This window comes from Devosia rhizoryzae (genome assembly GCF_016698665.1).
Taxonomy (GTDB): Bacteria; Pseudomonadota; Alphaproteobacteria; order Rhizobiales; family Devosiaceae; genus Devosia; species Devosia rhizoryzae.
The window spans coordinates 2,599,126-2,623,329 of sequence record NZ_CP068046.1 but is presented as its reverse complement, the minus strand read 5'-3'; the positions used below and the strand labels follow the sequence as shown (position 1 = coordinate 2,623,329).

Sequence of the window (24,204 nt, the reverse complement as noted above, 5' to 3'; positions counted from 1 at the left end):
GGCGTCAGTCCCGTCCATCCACATGGTCGGTGCCGGTAAAGCCGCGGGCGGCCAGCATGACGACAAGGAACAACGCCGTCATCGCAAAGCCGATGACGATGGCAGTGAGCACCAGGGCCTGCGGCACCGGGTCGGTATAGGAGGCCGGATCCGTATTGCCGTGGTCTATGATAGGCGCGGCATCGATCCGCAGCCGTCCCATGCTGAAGATGAACAGGTTCACCGCATAGGAGATCAGCGAGAGCCCGATGATCACCTGAAAGGTGCGGGGGCGCAGGACGAGGTAGACACCCGAAGCGGTAAGGACGCCGATGGCAAGGGAGAGCACCAGTTCCATCAGCGTCCTCCCTCATTGTCTGACGCGGGAGCCGTCCGTGCTCGCGCCGCGCGCGAAACCCTGGGAGCGCGGACGGATTGGTGCGCCAGCGCGATCAGGATGAGGACGGTCGAGCCGACCACGAGCATGAAGACGCCAAGGTCGAACATCAGTGCTGTCGCGAGCGGCACGCGGCCGATCCACGGGATCTCGGCATATTGAAAATATGTGGTGAGGAACGGATAGCCAAAGACCCACGAGCCAACGCCTGTCAGAAGCGCGATGCCAAGGCCCGAGCCGATCCAGATCACCGGCAGGATGCGCAGCCGATCTTCAACCCAGCGCGTGCCGCCCGCCATGTATTGGAGAATAAAGGCGATCGACATGGTGATGCCGCCAACAAAACCGCCCCCTGGCAGGTCGTGCCCGCGCATGAAGAGGTAGATCGCCACCACGATGATGACCGGAAACAGCCATTGCATGATTTGCGACGGCACCAGGAGGTAAGCCGCGATCGTGTCGCCCGGATTGCGCTCCGGCCGGTCTTCATCGAAGGCGTTCTGGACAAGCTGCTGCTTGGGTTTGCCTACGCTTTCCGACGCCGGACGGAAGCGGCGCAGCAGCGAGAACACGGTCAGCGCCACAACGCCCAGCACGGCGATTTCGCCGAAAGTATCGAAGGCGCGGAAATCCACCAGCATGACATTGACCACGTTGGTTCCACCGCCCTGCTTATAGGCGTTCTCGACAAAGAAGCTGGCAATGCCGTCAATCGCCGGTCGGGTCATGATGAGGTAGGACATCAGCGCGAGACCAATGCCGGCCGAAAGTGCGATCGCCATGTCGCGATATCGCCGCAACCGGTCGCGGAGCACTGTCGCATCGGTAGCCTTGGTGGGCAGCCGCTGTGGCAGCCACCGAAGGCCAAGCAGTATCAACACCGTCGTGGCAATTTCGACGACAAGTTGGGTCAGCGCCAGGTCGGGTGCGGAGAACCAGACAAAGGTCATGCAGGTGACAAGACCCGCGCCGCCCAGAAGGATCATCGCCGCAAAGCGGTGGAATTTGGCCTGGTAGGCTGCGGCCAGTGCACAAGCGCCACCAACCAGCCACATGAAGGCAAATACCGGATCAAATGGTGTAACCGGTAGCGCCAGAGACCCAACGCGGTTCCACAAGGGCAGAGCGCCAACGAGAATGGCCAGCGCTACGATGATCAGCAATTGCGGCTGCAGCCGGCGGGTGCCGAAGAGGGAGTTCAGCGCCCGAGCCCAGCGCCATGTGACCGTAACCAGCACCTTTTCGAAGATGCGCTGCCCGCGGAAGCGGTGCAGCAGCGGTGTGCCGTCGCGTTCGGAATTGAGGTAACGGTAAAAGGCCAGATACAGCACGCCTCCACCGACAAGGGCGACCACGCTCATGATCAGCGGCAGGTTGAAGCCATGCCAGACCGAGAGGCTGTAATAGGGCGTTTCGTCGCCAAGCACCGACACAACAGCCGCGGCAAGGTAAGGCCCCACAGTAATGCCGGGAATGATGCCAACGGCCAGGCAGATCAAGACAAGAAGTTCGATTGGCCGCCGCATCAGGGCAGGGGGCTCATGCGGAACTCGGTCGAGCTTGGTGGGCGGGGGACCGAAAAAGACGCCATGCACGAAGCGGATCGAATAAGCGACGCTGAACATGCCGGCGATCGTCGCGCCGATCGGCAGCGCCAGGTTGACGAACATGTTGGGGTCGAACTCGGCCGTTTCGGTGAAGAACATCTCCTTGGACAGGAAGCCGTTGAGCAGTGGCACGCCAGCCATTGCGGCACTGGCGATCATGGCAAGGGTCGCGGTAAAAGGCATGAATCGGTAGAGCCCGCTCAGGCGGCGGATGTCCCTTGTGCCGGTCTCGTGGTCGATGATGCCCGCGGCCATGAACAGCGAGGCCTTGAAGGTCGCGTGATTGGCGATGTGAAAGATCGCAGCGACCAGCGCCAGCGGCGAGCCCATGCCGATAAGGGTGGTGATAAGCCCCAGATGGCTGATGGTGGAATAAGCCAGAAGACCCTTGAGGTCGCGCTGGAACAGGGCCGCATAGGCCCCGATCATCATCGTGATGAGGCCTGCGAAGGTCACGATCCAGAACCAGCCATCCGTGCCCGACATCACCGGCCAGAAACGCACCAGCAGAAACACGCCGGCCTTCACCATGGTCGCCGAATGAAGATAGGCCGAGACCGGGGTCGGCGCCGCCATGGCGTGGGGCAGCCAGAACTGGAATGGGAACTGCGCGCTCTTGGTCATGGCGCCGAGCAGCATCAGGATCAGCGCAACATTATAGAGCCCATGATTGCGGATCAGATCGCCGGACGCGAGGATAACGTCGAGATCATAGCTCCCAACAATGTGGCCGATGATCAGCAGCCCGACGAACAGGGCAAGCCCGCCAGTCGCGGTCACGATCAGCGCCATGCGCGCGCCGTCGCGAGCGTCGCTACGGTGATACCAATAACCGATCAGGAGAAACGAGATGACGCTGGTCAGCTCCCAGAAAATGGCGAGCTGGATAATGTTGCCAGCCGTCACGAGGCCCAGCATGGCGCCCATGAACGCCAGCAGAAACGCGAAAAACCGGGGCACCGGGTCCTTCGGCGACATGTAGTAGCGCGTATAGAGCACCACGAGAAAACCGATTCCGGTAATAAGGACGCAAAACAGCCAGGCAAAGCCATCCATGCGGAAGATCAGGTTCAGGCCAAGCGAAGGCAGCCACTCGATCTCGTAGCGCACGACGCCACCATCGGTGATCTGCGGATAAAAGGCGATGGTGAGCGCCAGAAGGCCAAGCGTCAGAGCGCCGGAGAGCCAGGCCTCGGCATTGCGGGCATTTGCGGAAAGGGAAGCAGCAAGAAGCGCAGTAAGGAAGGGAGAGGCGACGATGACAACAAGCACTAGGGAGGGTGGCATCAACGCGTCAAGGATCCTTCATTCGTCGCCAGGGATGTCGCCGGTTTCGTAAGCTCCGTCTATTAGTGGACAACGGGTGGCGCCAGATCAACCTATCTTAAGGACGCAGGTCCGAATTTCTGCTGCAGCGCCCTTTAGCCGAAGCGGCTCACGTCGCGGATCGGCGCGGCTGCAAGTGCCGCAAGGTTGGTGGAGCCGGTGCAAAAGCAAGCCACGCGAAGCTGGGTCATCGTGACCGAAAGCGCCTCGATGACATCTTCGGGAGAGCGGATGGCAGCATCGAGAATGCCGCTGGCCTGTCCGACGACATTGGCACCCAGCCTGATCGCCTTGGCCACATCCACACCATTTCGTATGCCGCCCGAGCCGATGATCTGAACATCGGGGCAGGCGGCGCGAACCTCTACGATCGCCTGCGCGGTCGGGATGCCCCAATCGGCGAAAGCGCGCGCAACCGCCGCTTGCGCCGGCACGCGGGCGCGCTCGGCTTCCACCGCAGCCCAGCTCGTGCCTCCGGCACCTGCAACATCGATCACCGAAACGCCGGCATCCGCCAGCCGGCGCGCGACCCTGCCCGAAATTCCGGCACCCACTTCCTTGACCACAAGCGGAACACCCAGCTCGCATGCAAGCTGTTCGATCTTGCCGAGCAGCCCACGCCAGTTCCGATCGCCCTCCGGCTGAACCGCTTCCTGCAACGGATTAAGGTGGATGATCAGCGCATCGGCACCGATCATCTCCACCGCACGACGCGCTTGATCCACGCCAAAGCCGAGGTTGAGCTGTGCTGCCCCAATATTTCCCAGAAGCGGAATGTCGGGCGCCAGCTGCCGCAGCTCGGCCCCGAGCCCCGCCTGTGCCCCGCTTTCGATGGCGATCCGTTGCGACCCCACCGCCAGCGCAATACCCAGGGACTGGCACGCAATGGCAAGGTTGCGGTTGATGTCGGCAGCGCGCTCCGGGCCACCCGTCATCGAACTCACCAGGAGCGGCGCATTGATCCGTTTTCCAATAAAGTCCGTACCAAGCTCGATATCGGCCATATCAAGCTCAGGGAGCGCAACATGTTCGAAGGCGATACTTTCGAAGCCGGTATGCGCTCCGGACCGGCCGAGACCGCCAAGGACAATATCGAGATGTTCGTTCTTACGATCCTGCAGCACGCGCCCTACCAGCCTCTCTCGCGTGATCAGCAATCGTCTGCACGCTGACATTGGAAGACCAAATTATTGCACATTTACGTGGTGGACGCGCTTTCGGTTCACCGACTATGTTTCCCTCCACACGGGATTTGCCGATGACGTCCTCGAATGCCTCACTCGATCTGAATTCATCCCGCTCCGGGGACATCGCAGATGCGATCTCCGTGCGCAGCGCGGTTGAGCATCGGCTCGAGCAACTCGTCACCGATCTGCCGGGCGTTCCGCCCAATCTGCAACAGGCTGTGCGCCATGCGCTCCTGGGTGAAAGCAAGCGGGTGCGCCCAGTCCTGCTCTATCTGATCGCCGAGCCCAAACCTTGGGAGCAAGGCGCCGTTTTGGATGCTGGTTGCGCGGTCGAAATGGTGCATACGGCCTCGCTGATCCTCGACGACCTGCCCTGCATGGATGATGCGCAACTCCGGCGGCAGCGTCCAACCACCCACATCGCCTTTGGGCAGTCGACTGCAATCCTGGCTGCGATTGCGCTGCTCACCAAGGCATTCGGTATTATTGCGGGGCTCGACGGCATTGCCGAAGCCAAGCGGCTCCGGTTGTCAGCGTTGTTGTCTGACGCAGTAGGCTGGGAAGGGCTGGTTGCCGGGCAGGAAATCGACGTTAACGGCCGCGACAGTCTCATCGGGGTCACCGAGGTCGAGGAATTGAATTGGCTCAAGACCGGCGTCTTGTTTGTCGCTGCTGCCGAGATGGGGGCGATCTTGAGCGGCATGGACGATGATCGGGTTGAGGCGGTCAAACGCTTTGCGCGCCATTTCGGGGTCGCCTTCCAGACAGCCGACGACATTTTGGACATCAGTGCCTCGCAGGGTGAACTGGGCAAGGACGTGCAAAAGGACGGCAGCAAGGCAACCCTGGTCTCGCTGTTCGGCGCGAGCAAAGCCCAGCTCAGCTGCCAGGAACACTTGGCGCGTGCCGATCAGGCGCTGGTAGAGAGCGGGGTTAATGCCGATCCTCTCCGCGAGCTCATGCAGCGTCTGTTCAAAATGCCCAAGGCAAGCCTTCCATGACTGAAGCGCTACCCGCGCTGCAAGTACGAGAACTGCGCACGCGTTACGGTAGCCGCGAGGTCCTGCAGGGCCTCGACCTTCATGTCGCCAAGGGTGAAATCTTTGGTCTCCTGGGACCCAATGGTGCCGGCAAGACTACCCTGATCCGCACCATTGCCGGGCGCATCCGGCCCATAGGCGGCTCGGTTGCCATCATGGGGCAGCCAGTCAGCCGCCAATCGCTGGGCCGTGTTGGCCTTGTGCCGCAGGAAATCGCCTTATACCCGCACCTTACGGCCCAGGAAAACCTCGAAGTTTTCGGCCGCCTCTCAGGGTTGAGCCGAGCCGAGACCGACGATGCCGTTCGTTGGGCCAGCCGGGCTTCCAACATCCAGGCCCGCCTTGGTGAACGGGTCGAGTATCTCTCGGGTGGCTGGAAGCGCCGGGTCAATATCGCGGCGGCGATCCTGCATCGGCCCGATCTTTTGATCTTGGACGAGCCGACGGTGGGGGTCGATGTCGATGCCCGGAACGGGCTGCACGAGGTCATCAAGGAGCTCAGCCATGTGGGCATGGGCGTGCTGCTCGCAACCCACGATCTGGACCAGGCCGAGCTCCTTTGTTCGCGCGTCGGCTTTCTGCGCAATGGCGTCATTGCCCCCCATGGCAGCCCGCGAACCCTGATCTTTGCGGCCTTCGGCAATCAGCGCGAAATCATCGTCGAACTGCGCGCCAGCCCTACGGCGCCCCAAGGGGAAGCTTTGCGCCGCGCTGGATTTTCGCCGTCGAATGGCAATCTGAACTGGTCGATGCTGGGGCAGGGCAATGAACGGACGGTCCAGGACCTGACCGATGCGCTTGAGCGGTCTGGTCTCCTGACGCGCGAGATCAGGCTGCGCGAACCCGGTCTCGACAGCCTCTTTCTTCGCCTTTCCAGAGATGATTCCGCGGCAAGGCAGGGCGAGGCCGCATGATCGGCGCGATGCTTCGGGTCATGACCCTCAGCCTCATTCGTGATCGCGGCGCACTCGCAATGGCCTTCATGCTGCCGCCGACGATCTTCGTCATCTTCGCGGCCATTTTTTCGGGAGCGACCGGCGACGAAATGCGGCTACAGGTGGCGTTGGCCATCGCCCAGCCCTCGGCCTTGACCGATCGGCTCGAAACCGCGCTTCGGACCGAGCCGTCGCTGCGCATCATGGAGCAGACCTTCACCAGCGAGGCCGAAGCCATCGCCAGTGTCGATAGCGGCGAAGCCGATGTCGGGCTGATCCTTGCCGCAGAACTGGGCGACACAGCCTCAGCTCCGGTGCTGATCCTCGTCGACCCCGCAAAGCTACTGGCCGGCGCGATCCTTTCGGGACAGGTGCAGCGCCTGATCGGCCTCCAATTGCCGGACCTGGCTTTGTCGCGCACGGCGCCAGAGATCGCCTCCATCGTCGGCGGCTTCACGCCCGAACAATCCGCCAGGCTCGACGCAGTCATCGCCGAGCTTGGCGATCCGGAACGCGAAGTTGCCCAGACGCCTAACCTGGTTGAAACCCGAATGACGGGACCGGAACGCGCCTCCGGCGCAACCGTCACCTATTATGCCGGCGCCGTAGCGATCCTCTTTCTTCTTTTCTCCGCCATGCAGAGTTCGGCCACGCTGATCGAGGAGCGCAATTCCGGCGTCGTGGATCGTGTGGCGATCGGTCCTGCCGGCACCGACGTGGTTGTTCTAGGCAAGTTCTTGTTCCTCGCCGTGCAGGGCATAGTGCAGGTCGTTCTGATCTTTGTGGTTGCGGCGCTGGTCTACCGGGTCGACATCCTCCCTCATCTTCCGCTTTGGCTGCTGACCACCATCGCAGCCGCGCTTGCCGCATCCGGGCTCGGCCTCGCCGTTGCTGCGATCTGCACGTCAAAGCAACAGGCGCATACGATCGCGACCTTCATCGTTCTCGTCTGCTCGGCAATCGGCGGTTCCATGGTGCCACGCTTCATGATGCCGCCATGGTTGCAGGATATCGGCTGGTTCACGCCCAATGCGTGGACGATCGAAGCCTATCATGGTGTGCTGTGGCGCGGCGAAGGCCTCGAGCACATTCTGCCCGACCTGGCATGGCTGGTGACGGTCGCATCGGTGGCCCTACTGATCGCGCTGCTGGTGTCCAGGTTGCGTTTGAGGCTCTAAGGAGCTTGAACATGAGTGTTTCGACAAGCGACAAGGCCCGGAGCCACACCGATGGGATGACCGGCCTCTTTCTGGCTGCGCTGATCATTGCCGCGTGGCTCACCGTCCACATCACCGCCATCTTCTTTGTCAACTGGACCGAAAACGGGCTTTGGCTGGCCGCGCCCTTCGTGATCCTGCTGCAGTGCTGGCTAAGCGTCGGCATGTTCATCGTCGCCCATGACTCGATGCACGGAACGCTCGCGCCGCAGGTGCCGGCGCTCAACCGGGCGATCGGCCGCTTCTGCGTCTTCGTCTATGCGGGCTTCTCTTATGAAAAGCTCCACGAGAACCATCACGCCCATCACCGCAATGCCGGTACCCCCGATGACCCGGACTTCGACCCGGACCATTCATCGAGCTTCTGGCCCTGGTACTACAAATTCTTCCGTCATTATTTCGGCTGGCGCGAGTTCGGCATCCTGACGATCGCGGTCGTGATCTACCTCGTCATCCTGCGCGAACGCTTCCCCACCATGCTGGTATTCTGGGCTTTGCCGGCAATCCTGTCTTCGCTGCAGCTCTTTTATTTCGGCACATACCGGCCCCACCGTATCGATGAGCAGCCCTTTGCCGACCAGCACCGCGCGCGCAGCAACGACTTCTCGCCTTTTATGTCTTTGATGACCTGTTTCCACTTCGGCTATCATCATGAGCACCATGATGCGCCGTGGGTGCCGTGGTGGAAACTGCCGGCGCATCGCCGCGCAATTCTTAGTTCAACTGCCGACTGAGTTCTGATGATCGATTCCGTTCTGCACTACCTCATTCCAACGCTGCTGGTCCTCGGCACCGTCGTGTTCATGGAATGGTTCGCCGCCTGGTCGCACGAGCACATCATGCACGGCTGGGGCTGGGGCTGGCACAAGTCGCATCATGAGCCGCATGACGAAGCGCTCGAACAGAACGATCTCTATGCCGTCGTTTTCGCAATCTTTGCCGTGTTCTTGTTCGTGGTCGGCGCCTATGTCTGGCCGATCTGGTGGATCGCCGTCGGCATCTCCATCTATGGAGTGCTCTACTTCTTCTTCCACGACGGCCTCGTGCACCAGCGCTGGCCCTTCAAATACCTGCCGCGAAAGGGCTATCTGAAACGCGTCTACCAGGCCCACCGCCTGCACCACGCCGTTGAAGGGCGCGATGGCTGCGTGTCCTTCGGCTTTGTTTATGCCGAGCCTGTCGATGAATTGGTCAAGAAACTGCACGCCAACAAGCGCGGCTTTGACCAGAACGCGCTCAAAGAAGACGATCGGCGCTCTGCCGCAGAGTAGCTAAGGGCGCTGCCAAAGACCGTTGCGCGGTATGTCGCGCTTGATCACGCGGGTGGCGCCGACATCGCCCAAAGCGAGTCCCAAAAGCCTTATCTTTTCGGCTTTGCTGGTCGAAACGCGCTGCTCCCAGGCCGACGGTCCGCCTGCGCGCAGCTTGCTGCCGATCGCACGATAAACCCGCCTCGCAGCCCCGATGGCCCAGGCCGATCGCGGCGGCAATGACGACATGCCCGTATAGGCCGAGGCGTAGTAGCGCTCGGCAAGATCGAGCAGCTCCAGCGCCGCGGCATGAAGCGCGGGCCACTGCGAACGATCATCGGGGTGGATGTCCAAAATGCCATGCTCGCGCAAAAGTTCGGCCGGCACATAGACGCGCCCGACCCGCGCATCGTCGATCACGTCGCGGGCGATATTGGTAAGCTGGAAGGCCAGCCCGAGATCGCTTGCCCGGTCGAGAACCTTGGGATCGCGCACGCCCATGATCATCGCCATCATCACGCCCACGACGCCGGCGACATGGTAGCAATAAACCAGCGTGTCTTCGACGGTTTCATAATGCCGGTCGGCAACGTCCATCGCAAAACCCGCCAACAGCTCTTGCGGATGCCGGTGGGGGATTTGATGCCGCGTCACTACGCGCCGCAAGGCTTCGAACACCGGGTCGTCGCTCTGCTTTCCCCTAAGAGCCGCCGCCGTTTGCTGTTTCAGAAGTTCCAATCGCTCGCTTTGACCCGAGCGAAAGTCGGCCTCCTGCGCATGCCCCAGTGTCTGCCCGTCGACGACGTCGTCGCAATAGCGGCACCAGGCGTAGAGCATCACCGCATCGTCGCGCGTTTGCTTGTCGAAGAGCCGGGCCGCAGCGGCAAAGCTCTGCGAGCCCTGGGCAATGGAGACTTCGCTGTTGGCGACGACCGCGTCGCTCATGCCTTGGCGTCCTCGATCATCAGACCTGCCGTCGCCTTGGCCGAACCGACGACGCCCGGAATGCCTGCGCCCGGATGCGTGCCGGCGCCGACGATGTAAAGATTAGAGATATCGTCGTCGCGGTTATGCGGCCGGAACCAGGCGCTCTGCGTCAGGATCGGTTCCACCGAAAAGGCTGAGCCCAGATGCGCATTGAGCTCGTCGCGGAAATCGAACGGCGTGAAATGCCGCACAGTGACCAGATCGTCGAGCAGGCCCGGGATGTAGCGATCGTTGAGGTACTTGAGGATGCGATCGCGATATTTCGGGCCCTCGACCTCCCAGTCGATATCCGCCGTCCCAAGATGCGGCACCGGCGAAAGGACGTAATAGGCGCTCGATCCCGGAGGCGCGAGGCTGTCATCGGTAACCGACGGGGCATGAAGGTAAAGCGAGAAGTCGTCCGCAAGACCATCGGTGCTGAAAATCTCGGAAATCAGCTCGCGATACCGCGGTCCGAACAGCACCATGTGATGCTTGAGCTCGGGATGCGTGGTCTTGAGCCCGAAATAGATCACGAATAGCGACATGGAATAGCGCTTGTTCTCAAGCGCCTTGCCATTGGCCTCGCCACGCTTCGTGCCGCGCATCATATGCTTATAGGTGTGGACCACGTCGGCGTTCGAGGCGATCTGATCGAATTCATGACGCGTGCCATCCTTGAGCACCAGCGCCTTGGCCCGATCGCCGTCGACGTCGATGCGGTCGATCTCGGCATTGAGATGGACGACCCCGCCAAGATCCTCGAACAGCTTGACCATGCCGGCGATCAGTGCCCCGGTGCCACCCTTGGCGAACCAGACGCCACCCTTGCGCTCAAGCGCATGGATCAGCCCATAGATCGAAGACGTCTGGAACGGGTTGCCGCCGACCAGGAGCGAATGGAAGCTGAACGCCTGCCGCAGCTGGTCGTCTTTGATGAACTGGCTGACCTTGGAATAAACGCTGCGGTGACTCTCGAGCCGCATCAGCTGCGGCGCGACCTTTATCATCGACCAGAAGTTGAGGAACGGCACGGTGCCGAGCTTCTCGTAGCCCTCGCGATAAAGGTCTTCCGAATAGCTTAAAAAGCGTCGGTAGCCCTCCACATCCTCCGGCGACTTGGTCGCGATCTGCCGATCGATCTCGGCTTGGTCATTGGCATAGTCGAAGCGGTACCCGTCCTCCCAGCAGAGCTGGTAGAAGGGCGTCACCGGCATCAGCGTCACATAGTCGGAAAGCTTGCGCCCGGAGAGTTCCCAGAGCTGTTCAAGGCAATCGGGATCGGTGATGACGGTGGGGCCGGCATCGAAGGTGAAGCCATCATCGGTATAGACATAGGCACGCCCACCGGGCTTGTCGCGCTTTTCGAAAAGCGTAGTCTTGATGCCAGCACTTTGGAGGCGAATGGCGAGCGCAATACCGCCAAATCCGGCACCGATGACAGCGGCCGTCTTCTCTGTGCTGGTCACGAATGTCTTGCTTTCAATAAGGGCGCTTCCCGCAGGACGGCAAGCGCGCGATGAACAGGCACGGGAGGCTTCCCGACCAGGATGCGGGCGATGTCTCCTGCAGTACTACGTCCGGCATAGAACCGCTCGATCAGGGGCTGCGGCAATTTGTAAAACCGCTCCAGCACGAGATGGCGCCTCTCCGGCTGAGCTGCCCGAAACAGCATGCGGTTGAGCAGCCGGTAAAAACTTTGCTGCCGGTGCCGTTTTGCAGCATGTTCGCGGATGGCTTTTGCCAAGGCGGCACTTGCAAGGGGCCAGCGGGAGGCCACCAGATTTGCGACGCGCACCGCCTCGGGAAGGCTATAGCCGGTCGTTGGATGAAAGAGGCCCGCCCGCATGCCGGCCTGCGGCACATCAACCGGTCTTAATTGCCAAAAACTCTCGAAATCATGCGCCAAAGCGATCGGCAAGACACCGTGCTCGGTGCGAACTATGCTGCCGATGACCCAATTCTGGGCCGTCGCATAGCGCTTCACCGCCTCGACCAGCTCTGACTGATCCAGCGCCTCGCCATCCGCATAGCGCGTATCTTCGATCAGCACCCGCGTCGGCGAAAAGGGCAGGGAGTAGACGAAGCGGTAGCCATCCTCCTGGTCCACCGAAGCGTCCATGATCACCGGATCGACCAGCCCATGCGGCGCCTTAAGCTCGACCTCAAGACCAACGAACTTCTGATAGCCCAGAACCAGGGCATCGCTGGGCTGAAACCCGCGACAGTCGATGACACATGATGCTGCGATCTCGGTTTCGTCTACCAGGAACACCCGACCTGCGGCAACGCGTTCAACCCTCGCGTCGGGTCGGATGTCGACATTGGGCAGTTTCGCCATTGCAGCAGCGACCGATGCGCTGGTGAGGGAGGCATAACCAGAGGTCAGGTGCCGTTGAAGGTTCTGGAAGCGAACCGACTGACCCATCCAGCGATGAGCGATCAGCGGCGTTAGCCAGGCAAAATCCTCAGTCTCGACATCATGGTCGTGGAACGACCAGGTGTGTTCACCGAATGGAAGATCACTGCCTTCCAGCATGATAATGCGCGGCCCTGTACCGGCATGTGACAGACGCTGCGCGATCAAGGCGCTGGCAAGGCCTGCCCCCACCAGAATCAGCGTTTGTCCTTCCTGCTGCGGCAATGAAAACTCCAAGTAGACACGGGATAGCTCGTGTGGCACGCCAAGCCGCTACACTCAGAACGAAGCGCCGCCGCGACTGGATCATCTATAACAGCGGTTGACGAAATGGTCGTGCAAATATCTGGTGCAATCGGGTGCCGATCGCCTGGACCCGCGCCTGCCCCCGACGAAAGACAAGCCTTTGCGCATAGCTTTTTTCAGCCCACCCCTGCAGGGTCACCTCGGCCCAGCCGCAGGACTTGCGGCGGCGCTGAACGATCGCGGCCATCAATGCTTCCTTGTTCACCATCCCCTTCTCGACGTCGATCCGGTTTTCAAGTCGCTCCCACTCGATCCATCGCAATGCGAATGGACACCTGCCTCATTCACCCAACGCACCCGCTCCTCGGGCCTTCCCTTCGGGGTTCTGAGCCTTGTGCGCGAGATGGCGGAAATGACCAATTCGCTCTGTCGTCAGGCCCCCGATCTGCTGCGCCAGCATGGAATCGAGGCGGTTGTCAGCGATCAGCTCGAGCCTGCCGGTGCGCTGGTAGCCGACCATTTGGGACTTCCCTATGCGTCGCTGGCAGCAGCTCATCCAATCAACCGAGAGCCGCTGGTGCCCTTGCCCTTTCTCCACTGGCCATATGAGGACTCTCCAAAGGCCATCGAGCGCAATCGCGTCGGAACCTGGGTCGCCGATAAGCTGACGGCGCGCCACGATCGAACTGTTGCCCGATGGTCGGCGGCGTGGAGTCTCCAGCCCCGCCAAAAAGTCGTGGATTGCCTGTCGACGCGTGCGGACATCAGTCAATTGGTCCCTGGCCTCGACTTTCCGCGCCAGCAACTGCCCCCCAGCTTTCACTATGTCGGCCCGCTTCGCCGCGCGAAACACGATTGGCCGGTGACGGAAAACAAGGACACAAGGCCAACCATATTCGCATCGCTTGGCACGCTGCAGAACCATCGCCTGTCGATGTTCCGGCGCATTGCCAAGGCGTGCCGGCAGCTGGGCGTCAAACTCATCGTTTCGCACGCGAACGGGCTGTCGGCCCGGCAAGCGGCAACCATCGACGCGGATGTGGTTCTGCCCTGGGTGAACTACCAGGAAGTGATGTCGCAAGCCGACGCTGTGATCACGCATGGCGGCATCAATACCGTGCTAGACGCACTCGCCGCCGGGCTTCCCATCCTCTGCATGCCTCTGGCCTTCGAACAACCCGGCATCGGTGCGCGACTTGTCCACTCCGGTGCTGGCAAGGTGCTGTCGCATCGCTCTGAGAGCGGTCGCATTGCGGCAGCGCTGGGCGACCTCTTGAACCGGCCCGACTACAAAGCCCGGGCTGGATTGCTCCAGGACGAAATCCGATCATCAGGCGGCGCCCCCGCCGCTGCGCAGCTTCTGGAGCGCGCATTGGGCAGGGCGATAAGCGGGTAAAGGCCCCGCCCATTGCGCACCAATTGCTTCGGAGGCACGTACCTCAAGCTACTTGCAGATTGGTCTTCTATCCCGTAATTCTTGAGGGCTGGCTTGGGAGGGCCATTGGCGCAAGGGCGCCGATCTCGTGGAAAAGCTAGGGCTGCATCAGTGTTGTATGTACCTCGGGTACAATCGGCACCCATGCCCGAAAAGCTGCCCGCACCCTTCCTAACGCGCCAGTTTGGGAGTGAAGAATGAATCTGATCAAATCTCTGGTCGCAACCGCTATGGTGGGCGCTCTGGCGTTCGGCGCACCGGTCGCCACATTCGCTCAGGACAAGGGCAGCATCGGCATCTCCATGCCGGAACAGACCACCCTGCGCTGGAACTCGGACGGCGCTGAACTCAAGTCCGCGCTCGAAGCCAAGGGCTACACCGTCGACCTGCAATATGCCGGCGACGATATCCCCAACCAGCTGTCGCAGATCGAAAACATGATCACCAAGGGCTCCAAGGCTCTGATCATCGCCGCCCTCGACGGCACGACGCTGAGCGCAGCACTCGAAGCTGCCGGTGAAGCCGGCATCAAGGTCGTCGCTTATGACCGCCTGATCCGCGACACCGAAAATGTCGACTACTACACCACCTTCGACAACTTCCAGGTCGGCGTGCTGCAGGCCAACTCGATTCTCAAGGGCCTCGGCTACCCCGAGAACCAGGGTCCGTTCAATATCGAGCTCTTCGGCGGTTCGCCGGACGACAACAACGCCTTCTTCTTCTACGACGGCGCCATGAGCGTTCTCCAGCCGCTGATCGATAGCGGCGTGCTGGTCGTCAAGTCCGGCCAGATGGGCATGGACCAGGTTGGTACCCTCCGTTGGGACGGCGCCACTGCCCAGGCTCGCATGGACAACATCTTGTCCGCCCAGTACTCGGACGGCACCCGTGTCGACGCCGTGCTTGCTCCGAATGACGGCGTTGCGCGCGGCATCCTCTCCTCGCTCAAGGGCATCGGCTACGGTTCGGGCGACCTGCCTTACCCGATCATCTCGGGCCAGGACGCCGAAGTCCCCTCGATCAAGGCGATCATTGCCGGCGAACAGTACTCGACCGTCTACAAGGACACCCGCGAACTGGCCCGCGTCACCGCTGACCTGATCGACGCTGCCCTGTCCGGCAACGAGCCGACGGATCTCGACACCACCACCTACGACAACGGCGTCAAGGTCGTCCCCTCGCTGCTGCTGACCCCCTATGAAGTCGACAAGACCAACTACAAGGAACTGGTTGTCGACTCCGGCTACATCAACGAAGCCGACCTTCAGTAGTCCACTCCCTGCAAGGCCCTGCTTCTGGCGGGGCCTTGCACCCTTGCCTGCACTATTTGCCTTGGGGCGGCGTCATGCCTCCCGGTCAGTTCCCAACCACTTTGCCATCAGTAGTCGTGCCACTCGGTGGAGGGCGTAAGTAGGCGTGGCCAGCAGCGCCGACACCTAATCCTGACCAAATTAGGTTTTGCTTAACTTGTATTAAACTATTCTGAAACGGCCAATAAAGACGTAAGGCCGGTCCGTGAGAGTATGGCCTAGAGCTCAAGGTCGAACTCGCATGCATGGTCGGAAACAGTGTGGACGAAACGAGCACACCTGGTGGAACAAGGCACTCGTGGCTGTTGGCCTTGCTGTGGCTCTTTCGGGCTGCGCCACAACCACTGAACTGCCGCCCAGCGAAGCTCGTCTTATCGTGGCCTCCGACGCAGTGATCATCCCGCCCCCCGGCGGCCCCGCTATCGTCAGCGTCGTCTCGACCACCTTCACCAACGCCGTCCGACAAGACATATTCCTTGCCACCAATGCGCGCACAGCCGGCGAGAACAAGATGTCCGTCATCCTGTTTGCCGGCGAAGGGAGCGACGGCGACGATTCAGGCCTGCGCGACATTCCCTTTACCCAGGTCAACCTGACCGAAGAAGCCCTCGCTGCATGGCCAAATTCGGGCATGGCCGTTTCACCCTACTTCGTGCAGAACGCCTATGGCCCCTTCGGCTATGCCATCGGCAAGCCGCCGACCGGCGACACCTGCATCTACGCCTGGCAGCGCATAGCGCCAACGCTCAAGCCCTCGGGCGCACTTGATCGCGGCACCGTCACCATTCGCCTGCAGTTGTGTCAGCAGGGCGCGACCGAACAGCAACTGGTCGAGGTGATGTACAAGCTTCGCCTAGACGCCAGCCTCTTTCCGCCGGGACGTGCGCCTGCGGCCATCGGCGCTATCGGTGTGCCCATCCGTCCGGTTGGGGCAGGGGGCTTTGCCGAAGTGATCCCCACCGCACCGGCTCCAGCTCCGGCTCGTGCCCCGCGCGCCAACCCGGTTCGTGCCGTGGTCACTCCCGCAGTGGTCACCACGCCTGCCGTGGTCATCCCCACGCCCGCCGCCGGCGCGCCCATCGTGCCACCACCAACGGCAACGTCCTCCTCGGGTGCCGCTTCGCAAGCCGGTCCGACCGTGCCCCGCCCTCCGGCCTCTCCATCCGTCATTGTGCCGGCTCCGCCGGGCGCCTCGAACTAGGAGGCGGCGATCAACAAAGTCCTCACCATTCTGGCTTGGCTCGTCATTTCGGCGGCGATCTTCCTGCTCATCACCATTCCGGTGAGCGTCCAGGTGCATCTGGTCATGGCCGTGACTTTGCTCGTGACCATGGCCGTCATCAAGACCCTGCGCCTTGAGGGCAATTGGCGCCTCCTGCTCTTGACCTTCGGCACCATCATCGTGCTGCGATACGCTTATTGGCGCACCACCAGCACACTGCCGCCGATCGATCAATGGGTCGACTTCACCTTCGGCTTCATCCTTTATCTCGCCGAAATGTACTGCATCGTCATGCTGTTTCTCAGCCTGTTTGTGGTCATCGATCCCGTTCCGCCGCGGCCATCGAAGCGCCTGGGCAAGGACGAGCCCGTGCCCTTCGTCGATGTGTTCATTCCCACATATAACGAGGACTACGATCTTCTGGCCGGCACACTCGCCGCGGCCAAGGCCATGGACTATCTCGAGGATCGCTTCACCGTCTGGCTGCTGGACGATGGCGGCACCGAAGCCAAGCGCAACCATTCCGACCCTGAAACCGCCGCCGTGGCGCAGGAGCGTTTCGACCAGCTCAACCAGCTCTGTGCCGAACTCGATTGCCGCTACCTGACCCGTGCGCTCAACGAGCACGCCAAGGCCGGCAATCTCAACAACGGCCTCGCCCATTCAACTGGCGAATTCGTCGCCGTGTTCGACGCCGACCACGCACCGGCCCGCGACTTCCTCCAGGAAACCGTGCCCTATATGGGCCAGGATCCCAAACTCTTCCTGGTGCAGACGCCGCACTTCTTTCTCAATCCCGATCCGCTGGAGCGCAACCTGCGCACCTTTGAGGTGATGCCCTCGGAAAACGAGATGTTCTATGGCGTCATCCAGCGCGGCCTCGATCGCTGGAACGCCGCCTTTTTCTGCGGCTCGGCTGCCTTGCTGCGGCGTGAGGCACTGCAGGTGACCGGCGGCTTTGCCGGTCGCTCCATCACCGAGGATTGCGAAACCGCCATCGAACTGCATAGCCGCGGCTGGAATTCGATCTATGTCGATAAGCCCCTGGTGGCGGGCCTGCAACCGGCAACCTTTGCCAGCTTCATCGGCCAGCGCACCCGCTGGGCGCAGGGCATGATGCAGATCATGCTGTTCAGCTTCCCGCTGTTCAAGCCCGGTCTCAAGCTCGTGCAGCGGCTGGCCTATATGAGCTCGGTCATGTTCTGGCTCTTTCCATTGCCGCGCATGATCTTTCTCTTTGCTCCCTTCTGCTACCTGTTCTTCGACCTCCAGATTTTCACCGCGTCCGGCGGAGAGTTCGCGGCCTATACGCTCACCTATGTCGTGGTGAACCTGGTCATGCAGAACTCGCTCTTTGGACGCTGGCGCTGGCCCTGGATTTCCGAACTTTACGAATACATCCAGTCGGTGCACCTCTTCGGCGCCCTGGTTTCGGTGGCGCGCAATCCGACCAAGCCCACCTTCAAGGTGACGGCAAAGGACGAAAGTGTCGACGTGTCCCGCCTCTCGGAACTGTCGCGTCCATTCTACCTGATCTTTCTTTTGCTGATCGTTGCGGTCATCATGACCATCTACAAGGTCGGCGCCGAGCCCTACCAGGCCGAGGTCACCATGGTCGTGGGCGGCTGGAACATTTTCAACCTGATCCTGGCCGGTTGCGCTTTGGGTGTCGTTTCCGAACGGCGCGAAATCCGCTCCAGCCGTCGCGTCAATGTGCAACGCCGCTGCGAAGTCCAAGGCGCTGACGGCGCTTGGCAGAAGGGCCTCATCACCAACGTGTCGAGTGGCGGCATCGGCATTCGCGTCGGCTCGGCGATCGGCCTGACCCGCAGCACGCCAGCCAAGGTGCGCTTTGCTCCGCTGTCGGACACCCATGGCCATAATGAGCTATCGGTCTTCATCCAGTCCACCACGGCGGAAGGCAAGGGCAGCGTCCTGGGCTGCCGCTACATGACCGAAAAGGGCCAGGACTATCGGCTTATCGCCGATCTGCTTTACGCCAACTCCGCCAATTGGCAGCAGCGCCAACGCTCGCGCCAGGTCAATATCGGCATCATCCGCGGCACGATCCGCTTCATCGGCGTCGCCATCTACCAGACCGGCCGTGGTCTTGGATATCTGCTGCGTTTTGGCGCGGCAAAGGCGCAGTCCAATGAATAAACGCCTCTGGTTTGCCGCCGCCTTGTTCGCCACCGTGTCGCTGCCCGCCACTGCACAGGCGCCCCGACCATTCGACATGTCGCCGGAAAGCGATCTGGTCGTTCCGGCCCCGGTGGCTCCAGCGCCGAGGCCGCAACCCACCCCTGCGGCCCCACAGCCGGCCCCGGTTCAGACCTTCACCCGCTTCCTCCTCCCCGAACCACAATTGCGCTTGGAAGGGGAAGAAAACAGCCAGGCTGTTATTGTTTACCTGACCGAAGAGCAGGCGGCGGCCGCCGCTCGCCTGGAGTTTTCCTACCTCAACGCCTTGGTGGTGGCGCCGGAAGTATCGGCCCTGGTCGTCCGCATCAACGGCACCGAAATTTCCGGCCAGCCCATCGCCTCCTCGGCGGCACCGTCAGCCGTTTCCATAGCCCTGCCGTCTGGCCTCTTGCGCGCCGGCCCCAACATCGTCGACTTCCGCGCCACTCAGCGGCACCGCACCGACTGCTCCGTGGACTCCACTTACGAGCTCTGGACCCAGTTGCAGGACGGCAATGCACGGCTGGTGTTCGATGCGCCCGCAACAGGGCAGGTGACCCGCCTTGCCGACCTTGCCGCGGTGGGCGTCGATGAAGAGGGCAGCACCACGGTGCGCCTTTTGCAGAGCGCCTCCAGCGATCCCCAATCTGCATCGGCTGGTCTCCAACTGCTGCAGCAGCTGGCGATCGCTCTTCGGGTCGCCGACCTCAAGATCGAAACCACCGACAAGCTGTCCGCCGGATACGAACCCGGCGTTCTTGACGTTGTCATGTTGCCCGCGAGCGCCTTGCCGCCGGAATTTGCTTCGGCGCAGGCGCAAGCGGCAGCCGGACCGCTAGCTGCCCTTTTTCCAACGGCAAGCGGCGCCAATGTGCTGCTTGTTTCGGGCCCCGATTGGCCTTCGGTGCGCCGCGCCGGTGATGCTCTCCTCGCCAGCGCACCCCTGACGCCAACCTCGCCGCGCATCGACCTGCCGACCCCGCACCCGATGATGCTGGGCGGCCAATCGGTCAGCCTCGCTGAGCTTGGAGTCGAAACCATCGAGTTCAACGGCCGCCGCTACAATGGCCAGTTGCAATTCGAGCTGCCCTACGACTTCTACGCCTACCGCTATGGCGAACTGGAACTGGTGCTGGATGCCGCCTATTCGAGCGACGTTCTTCCGGGCAGCGAGATCGACATCTACACCAATGGCCAGATCGCCTCGGCCACGCCTTTGCTGCGCACCGATGGCGGGCTTTTGCGCGATACAATTATTCGCATTCCCATGACCAACCTGCGCCCCGGTCGCAACGAGGTCGCCATTTCGGTTAATCTCCAGACCCAAAGCGATGCGGTGTGCAGTCCCGGCTGGACCGGCCAGGCGCCGGCGCGCTTTGTTCTTGCCAGCACGAGCCAGTTGCGGTTGCCCGATTATGCGCGTGCCGCCAGCATGCCCGATCTTCTGGTGACTGCAGGCTCCGGCTGGCCCTATGTGGGCACAACGACCTCGCCGATCGCCATAGGCAGCGGCACCGATAGCCTTGTCAGCGCCATGTTGATGGTGTCCCGCATCGCCGCAGCCTCCGGGCAGGTGTTGCCGGTGGAGGCTGTCTCGCCAAATGACCTCTTGCCGGACCAGAACGCTTTGGTGGTCATGCCGCTGCCCGAGATGACGCCGCCGATCCTCGCAGCCTCCGGCGTTGCCGCCACGGCTTTGACATCGGCAGCAGCGTCAACCGCCGATCCGCTGCTCGACCAATTCACCACCGAAGCGCCACCGGCCATCTGGTCGGGTCCGGTCAACTGGCTGGCCCAGCGCGTCGGCCTTGACCCTCAGGACCTTCGGGTCATTCCCCAAGCCGACACGCTTTATTCCGCGGCGCCGGAAGCCGTCGTCATGTCACAGGTCCGTCGCCCCGAGGGCGGCATCTGGACCGTGCTCACTGCGGCCGATGGCAAAGCCATGCGCGAAGGCGCCGAGCGCCTCGTGGTCACAAAGAATTGGCGCAGCATAGAAGGCCGCATCAGCGCCATCGCCCCTGCCGACAGCGAGGTGACAGTGCTGCAAGCCAACAATCCGGCAGTTCTCGAAACTCAGCCCTTCTCGCTGTTCAACCTGCGTTTGGTCGCCGCTAACTGGTTCTCAGGCAATATCCTCTACTTTGCTGCTGCTATCGCCGCCGGTGCCGTTCTGCTCATGCTCGCAAGTTCTTTTGTTCTGACCCAGCTTGGACGCCGCCAATGAAAGCGCTTCGTCCTTTGGCTGCTATCCTTTTGGCGAATTTGCTCGTCATGCCCGCCCATGCGCAATCGCTTATCCAACCCGCCGAATGGCAGGCCTACCGTGACGCCTTTGTCGAAGACTCCGGCCGGGTCGTGGACACCGCCAATGGCGGCATCAGCCATAGCGAAGGGCAGGGCTATGGCCTTTGGCTTTCCGTGCTGGCGCAAGACCGCCCCTCCTTCGAGCGCATCCTGAGCTTTACCCGCACCGAGCTGATGCTGCGCGACGACGGCCTGGCGGCCTGGCGCTGGGAACCGGACAGTGAGCCCCACGTCCCAGACACCAACAATGCCACCGACGGCGACATGTTGATCGCCTATGCCCTCTACCAGGCAGGTACCCTTTGGAGCGACGAGGGCTACGCCGAACAGGCTACCAGCATCGTTCGCACCATTGGCCGGACCATGATCACCATGGCGGATGGCCTTCCAGCCATCTCTCCCGGCGCTCTTGGCTTTGACGGCGCCGATCTTGGACCGGTCCTCAACCTCTCTTACTGGATTTTCGAGGCGCTGCCGGTGTTCGGGGAAATCGACCCCGAGACCGACTGGAGCGGCATCTACCAGACCGGCCTCGAGATAGCCCGCCGCGCCGCAGTCACCAAAGCCGGCCTCCCCCCCGACTGGCTGACGCTTGACGCGGGCGGCCTCGTTCCGGCGCCCGATTTCCCACCCGAATTCGGCTACAACAATATCCGCATCCCGCTCTACATGATGCGCGCCGAGATCGATCCGGCCTATCTCGGCCCCTACCGCCGCAATGCCGATGCCGCCGGGCTCTACAAGATCAACGTCCGCTCTGGCGCTCGCATCGAGCCGATCGGTGAGCCGGGTTACCAGTTGATCCGCGCCGCCATGGAATGCGTCGCAGCGGGCACGGCGGTGCCGGAGGATCTGCGCACCATGTCGCCAACCTCCTATTATGCCGCGACGCTGCAGCTGCTTTTGCTTGATCACCTGCGCCGCAGCCATGCGGAGTGCCTGGAGGGCGCCGGCTGATGCGTCCTCTTCCCTATATCGTTGTGTTTCTTGCCGCAGCCTTTGCCGTCTACTGGGTCGCGAGCGCCGGCGCTGCGCCGTCCGTCTTCGATGCGGCAGAGCCAGCCCTCCTTGCGCAAGCGGCGCCGGCGCCACAGGTGCAAACCAGCCTCGACGCGCCGCCCGCCCAGACGCCACCAGCCAATGCCCCCGTCAATTCGCCGCCGGCACCTGCAACGCCGCAAGCGGTGGTCGATGAAACCGCCCTGCGCTATTTCGCCCAGCAGGGCGACACCGAAAGGCTCCAGCAGGAGATCGCCCGCCTTCGCGCCCTTTACCCCAATTGGGAACCGCCCGCCGACCCATTGGCCGAGGATTATGTCCCCGACGCCGGCATCATCGCGATCTGGGACCTGTTCAACAACGGCGATTTCGCCGGTGCCCGCGCCGCCATCGCCGAAAAACAGCAGGCGGACCCCAGTTTCGTTCCTTCCGAAGACCTGCTGCGGAGCCTCACCTTGGGCGAGGCGGGCGAGCGCCTGCGCAATGCTTCTGACGCCAAGGCCTATGACACGGTCATCTCGATCGCCGCCAACACGCCCGACCTTCTTACCTGCGACAATGTCGACTTCCTGTGGCGCCTAGCCGAGGCCTTCGCCCAGAAGGACAATGCGTCTCGTGCGGTCGATACCTATAGCTATGTGCTGACCAATTGCACGGATACGGCCGAGCGCTACTCGACGATGCAGAAAGCCATCGACCTGCTTGACCGCGCCGACCTCGACCCGCTCTTTGCGCTCGAAAAAACCGACGCATCGGGTGTCGCCGAGTTCGCAGGCCTTCGTCTCGATCTCGCCCGCCGCTCCGTCGCTGCGGCGCTGCAGGAAGGCGGCGCTCAGCCGCCCGCTGAGGATGTCGCGCTGTTCCAGGCCGAGGTGGAACGTAGCGGCTCCGGCGAAGACCTGCGCCTCCTGGGCTACTACCAGCTGCAACGCAACCGCACCAACGAAGCCCGCCGCCTGTTCGAACGGGCGCTTGAAGCCGAGCCTTCTGCCCAATCTGCCCAGGCTCTGGGTGTCGCGCTCTTGCAATTGCGGGACGGCAAGGCGGCGGAAGCGGCCCTCGCCCCCTACCGCGACGACAGTGACGAGTTGACCGCGCTTTATCTCGACGCCGCCGCCGCCTATCTCGCCACCCAGCCCCGCGTCGTCATCGAAGAAGACATTCTTGGACGCATTGTCGACACCGTCATGGGCGCGCGCGATGCCAATGCGGCCCAGGAACTGGGTTGGTACGCCTTCAACTTCGATCAGCCGCAAACCGCTGTGGAATGGTTCAGCCTCGCGCTCCAATGGCAGGCCGATCTCGAACCCGCCGCCTATGGCAAGATGGTGGCGTCGAATGCCCTGGGCGACACCACCACCGTCGAAAGCATCCGCACCCAGTGGGCCGGCCGCTCCACCCGCATCGCCGATTTCGGCCGGACCGCTCAAACCACGACGACAACGCCCGCTGCGGCGACCCCACCGCTCCCCGAACCCCGTCCATCCAGGCCGCAGGAAGCGCTCCGGCAAACAAAGCCGGTGGCCGAGGTCAGAACCGTTGCCGCTGCCGCGCCCCCGCAGAATGCCTCTTCACGGTCGAGCGGCTGCGCCGCCTATGTGCCGCCCATGAGCCTTTCTCCGGGCGCGGCCCTCAACCACGCTTGGTGCCTCATGGGCCTCAACCGCCCCGCCCAGGCCGTTGATCATTTTGCCCGCGCCCTCCATTCGGGCTCCGAGACGACCCGCAGCGACGCTGCCTATGGGCAATCGCTGGCTTTTATTCGCATGGGCCTGCCCGACGAAGCCGCCGTAGCTGCTGCTGCCGCGCCGCTGACCGATCGGCGTGCAATCGAGCTCGAAACCGCCATCCTGACCCAGCAGGCCACCAACGCCTACAATATCGGCGATTATAGCCGTGCCCTGGACCTGCTCGACCGCCGGGCGCTCTACGCGGCCGAGCGCAACGATTTACTGACGCTGCGCGCCTGGAGCTACTACCACCTCCGCCGCTTCAACGAGTCAAAGCGCATCTTCCAGGCCGTGGCTGATACTGGCTATGGCGACGCCGTAGCCGGCCTGCAGGCAGCTTCAGCAGCGCTTCAAGCATCCAGTAACTAGCGCGAGGCACTTTCGCCGCTAAGCGCGATCACCAGTCGCGTTGCGATGCAATGCGCGTATAAGGCTGCCACCAAGTCGTTTT

The 24,204-nt window shown here is 62.2% G+C and carries 20 protein-coding genes; 13 read left to right on the top strand and 7 right to left on the bottom strand.

Annotation, left to right across the window (positions count from 1 at the left end; translation table 11 throughout):
• Positions 1–4: 4 nt before the first annotated feature.
• The 3 genes from JI748_RS12825 to fni form a co-directional block, all read right to left on the bottom strand.
• On the bottom strand, positions 5–337 hold the full coding sequence (locus tag JI748_RS12825; RefSeq protein ID WP_201631274.1) for a Na+/H+ antiporter subunit C: 333 nt from the start codon (positions 335–337) through the stop codon (positions 5–7).
• Positions 337–3,270 carry a monovalent cation/H+ antiporter subunit A gene (locus JI748_RS12820; RefSeq protein WP_201631272.1) on the bottom strand — a complete coding sequence of 978 codons (2,934 nt, stop codon included), beginning with the start codon at positions 3,268–3,270 and terminating at the stop codon, positions 337–339. Before JI748_RS12820 ends, JI748_RS12825 begins: the two co-directional genes overlap by 1 nt.
• Before the next feature lie 134 nt (positions 3,271–3,404).
• Positions 3,405–4,400: a type 2 isopentenyl-diphosphate Delta-isomerase gene (gene fni, locus JI748_RS12815; protein ID WP_233280687.1), complete on the bottom strand. Its 996-nt coding sequence runs from the start codon at positions 4,398–4,400 to the stop codon at positions 3,405–3,407.
• Here fni and JI748_RS17445 point away from each other — a divergent pair.
• The 6 genes from JI748_RS17445 to JI748_RS12790 all read left to right on the top strand — a co-directional run bounded on the left by JI748_RS17445 (position 4,335) and on the right by JI748_RS12790 (position 8,959).
• Positions 4,335–4,481, top strand: a complete 147-nt coding sequence (locus JI748_RS17445; protein ID WP_233280701.1) for a hypothetical protein — start codon at positions 4,335–4,337, stop codon at positions 4,479–4,481. The genes fni and JI748_RS17445 overlap by 66 nt on opposite strands.
• A gap of 86 nt (positions 4,482–4,567) precedes the next feature.
• The gene (locus tag JI748_RS12810; protein WP_201631268.1) at positions 4,568–5,497 is read left to right on the top strand and encodes a polyprenyl synthetase family protein; all 930 of its coding nucleotides are present in this window, start codon (positions 4,568–4,570) and stop codon (positions 5,495–5,497) included.
• Positions 5,494–6,450 carry an ABC transporter ATP-binding protein gene (locus tag JI748_RS12805; protein WP_201631266.1) on the top strand — a complete coding sequence of 319 codons (957 nt, stop codon included), beginning with the start codon at positions 5,494–5,496 and terminating at the stop codon, positions 6,448–6,450. The genes JI748_RS12810 and JI748_RS12805 overlap by 4 nt, the downstream gene beginning before the upstream one ends.
• A complete protein-coding gene (locus JI748_RS12800; RefSeq protein ID WP_201631264.1) occupies positions 6,447–7,649 on the top strand; it encodes an ABC transporter permease in 1,203 nt (400 codons plus the stop codon). Before JI748_RS12805 ends, JI748_RS12800 begins: the two co-directional genes overlap by 4 nt.
• Before the next feature lie 11 nt (positions 7,650–7,660).
• Positions 7,661–8,422 carry a fatty acid desaturase gene (locus JI748_RS12795; RefSeq protein WP_201631262.1) on the top strand — a complete coding sequence of 254 codons (762 nt, stop codon included), beginning with the start codon at positions 7,661–7,663 and terminating at the stop codon, positions 8,420–8,422.
• 6 nt (positions 8,423–8,428) lie between these two features.
• Complete coding sequence (locus JI748_RS12790) at positions 8,429–8,959, top strand: sterol desaturase family protein (protein WP_201631254.1); 531 nt, start codon at positions 8,429–8,431, stop codon at positions 8,957–8,959.
• On the opposite strand, the gene JI748_RS12785 is transcribed toward JI748_RS12790, so the two are convergent.
• The 4 genes from JI748_RS12785 to JI748_RS17440 form a co-directional block, all read right to left on the bottom strand.
• Positions 8,960–9,883 (bottom strand): phytoene/squalene synthase family protein, encoded by a 924-nt coding sequence (locus JI748_RS12785; protein WP_201631246.1) that lies wholly within the window; start codon positions 9,881–9,883, stop codon positions 8,960–8,962.
• A complete protein-coding gene (locus JI748_RS12780) occupies positions 9,880–11,373 on the bottom strand; it encodes a phytoene desaturase (protein WP_233280517.1) in 1,494 nt (497 codons plus the stop codon). Before JI748_RS12780 ends, JI748_RS12785 begins: the two co-directional genes overlap by 4 nt.
• Positions 11,370–12,548 carry a lycopene beta-cyclase CrtY gene (gene crtY, locus JI748_RS12775; RefSeq protein ID WP_201631244.1) on the bottom strand — a complete coding sequence of 393 codons (1,179 nt, stop codon included), beginning with the start codon at positions 12,546–12,548 and terminating at the stop codon, positions 11,370–11,372. The genes JI748_RS12780 and crtY overlap by 4 nt, the downstream gene beginning before the upstream one ends.
• 85 nt (positions 12,549–12,633) lie before the next feature.
• Positions 12,634–12,891 (bottom strand): hypothetical protein, encoded by a 258-nt coding sequence (locus tag JI748_RS17440; RefSeq protein ID WP_233280700.1) that lies wholly within the window; start codon positions 12,889–12,891, stop codon positions 12,634–12,636.
• Between the two features lie 72 nt (positions 12,892–12,963).
• Here JI748_RS17440 and JI748_RS12770 point away from each other — a divergent pair, with 72 nt between their 5' ends.
• The 7 genes from JI748_RS12770 (at position 12,964) to JI748_RS12740 (ending at position 24,122) form a co-directional block, all read left to right on the top strand.
• A complete protein-coding gene (locus tag JI748_RS12770) occupies positions 12,964–13,965 on the top strand; it encodes a glycosyltransferase (RefSeq protein WP_325166913.1) in 1,002 nt (333 codons plus the stop codon).
• Between the two features lie 236 nt (positions 13,966–14,201).
• Positions 14,202–15,275 (top strand): multiple monosaccharide ABC transporter substrate-binding protein, encoded by a 1,074-nt coding sequence (gene chvE / locus JI748_RS12765; protein ID WP_201631240.1) that lies wholly within the window; start codon positions 14,202–14,204, stop codon positions 15,273–15,275.
• A 337-nt stretch (positions 15,276–15,612) separates the two neighbouring features.
• Entirely contained in the window at positions 15,613–16,515 is a 903-nt protein-coding gene (gene bcsN / locus JI748_RS12760; protein WP_201631238.1) for a cellulose biosynthesis protein BcsN, read from the top strand.
• A 9-nt stretch (positions 16,516–16,524) separates the two neighbouring features.
• Positions 16,525–18,696: a UDP-forming cellulose synthase catalytic subunit gene (gene bcsA / locus JI748_RS12755; RefSeq protein ID WP_201637305.1), complete on the top strand. Its 2,172-nt coding sequence runs from the start codon at positions 16,525–16,527 to the stop codon at positions 18,694–18,696.
• Complete coding sequence (locus JI748_RS12750; RefSeq protein ID WP_201631236.1) at positions 18,689–20,944, top strand: cellulose biosynthesis cyclic di-GMP-binding regulatory protein BcsB; 2,256 nt, start codon at positions 18,689–18,691, stop codon at positions 20,942–20,944. The genes bcsA and JI748_RS12750 overlap by 8 nt, the downstream gene beginning before the upstream one ends.
• The gene (locus JI748_RS12745) at positions 20,941–21,981 is read left to right on the top strand and encodes a glycosyl hydrolase family 8 (RefSeq protein WP_201631228.1); all 1,041 of its coding nucleotides are present in this window, start codon (positions 20,941–20,943) and stop codon (positions 21,979–21,981) included. The genes JI748_RS12750 and JI748_RS12745 overlap by 4 nt, the downstream gene beginning before the upstream one ends.
• Complete coding sequence (locus tag JI748_RS12740; protein ID WP_201631225.1) at positions 21,981–24,122, top strand: tetratricopeptide repeat protein; 2,142 nt, start codon at positions 21,981–21,983, stop codon at positions 24,120–24,122. The genes JI748_RS12745 and JI748_RS12740 overlap by 1 nt, the downstream gene beginning before the upstream one ends.
• Positions 24,123–24,204 lie beyond the last annotated feature (82 nt).

Coding starts and splice junctions, on each gene's coding strand:
- JI748_RS12825 (WP_201631274.1), bottom strand. CDS start 337: ATGGAACTGGTGCTCTCCCTTGCCATCGGCGTCCTTACCGCTTCGGGT.
- JI748_RS12820 (WP_201631272.1), bottom strand. CDS start 3,270: ATGCCACCCTCCCTAGTGCTTGTTGTCATCGTCGCCTCTCCCTTCCTT.
- JI748_RS17445 (WP_233280701.1), top strand. CDS start 4,335: ATGTTCGAAGGCGATACTTTCGAAGCCGGTATGCGCTCCGGACCGGCC.
- JI748_RS12810 (WP_201631268.1), top strand. CDS start 4,568: ATGACGTCCTCGAATGCCTCACTCGATCTGAATTCATCCCGCTCCGGG.
- JI748_RS12805 (WP_201631266.1), top strand. CDS start 5,494: ATGACTGAAGCGCTACCCGCGCTGCAAGTACGAGAACTGCGCACGCGT.
- JI748_RS12800 (WP_201631264.1), top strand. CDS start 6,447: ATGATCGGCGCGATGCTTCGGGTCATGACCCTCAGCCTCATTCGTGAT.
- JI748_RS12795 (WP_201631262.1), top strand. CDS start 7,661: ATGAGTGTTTCGACAAGCGACAAGGCCCGGAGCCACACCGATGGGATG.
- JI748_RS12790 (WP_201631254.1), top strand. CDS start 8,429: ATGATCGATTCCGTTCTGCACTACCTCATTCCAACGCTGCTGGTCCTC.
- JI748_RS12785 (WP_201631246.1), bottom strand. CDS start 9,883: ATGAGCGACGCGGTCGTCGCCAACAGCGAAGTCTCCATTGCCCAGGGC.
- chvE (WP_201631240.1), top strand. CDS start 14,202: ATGAATCTGATCAAATCTCTGGTCGCAACCGCTATGGTGGGCGCTCTG.
- JI748_RS12750 (WP_201631236.1), top strand. CDS start 18,689: ATGAATAAACGCCTCTGGTTTGCCGCCGCCTTGTTCGCCACCGTGTCG.
- JI748_RS12745 (WP_201631228.1), top strand. CDS start 20,941: ATGAAAGCGCTTCGTCCTTTGGCTGCTATCCTTTTGGCGAATTTGCTC.
- JI748_RS12740 (WP_201631225.1), top strand. CDS start 21,981: ATGCGTCCTCTTCCCTATATCGTTGTGTTTCTTGCCGCAGCCTTTGCC.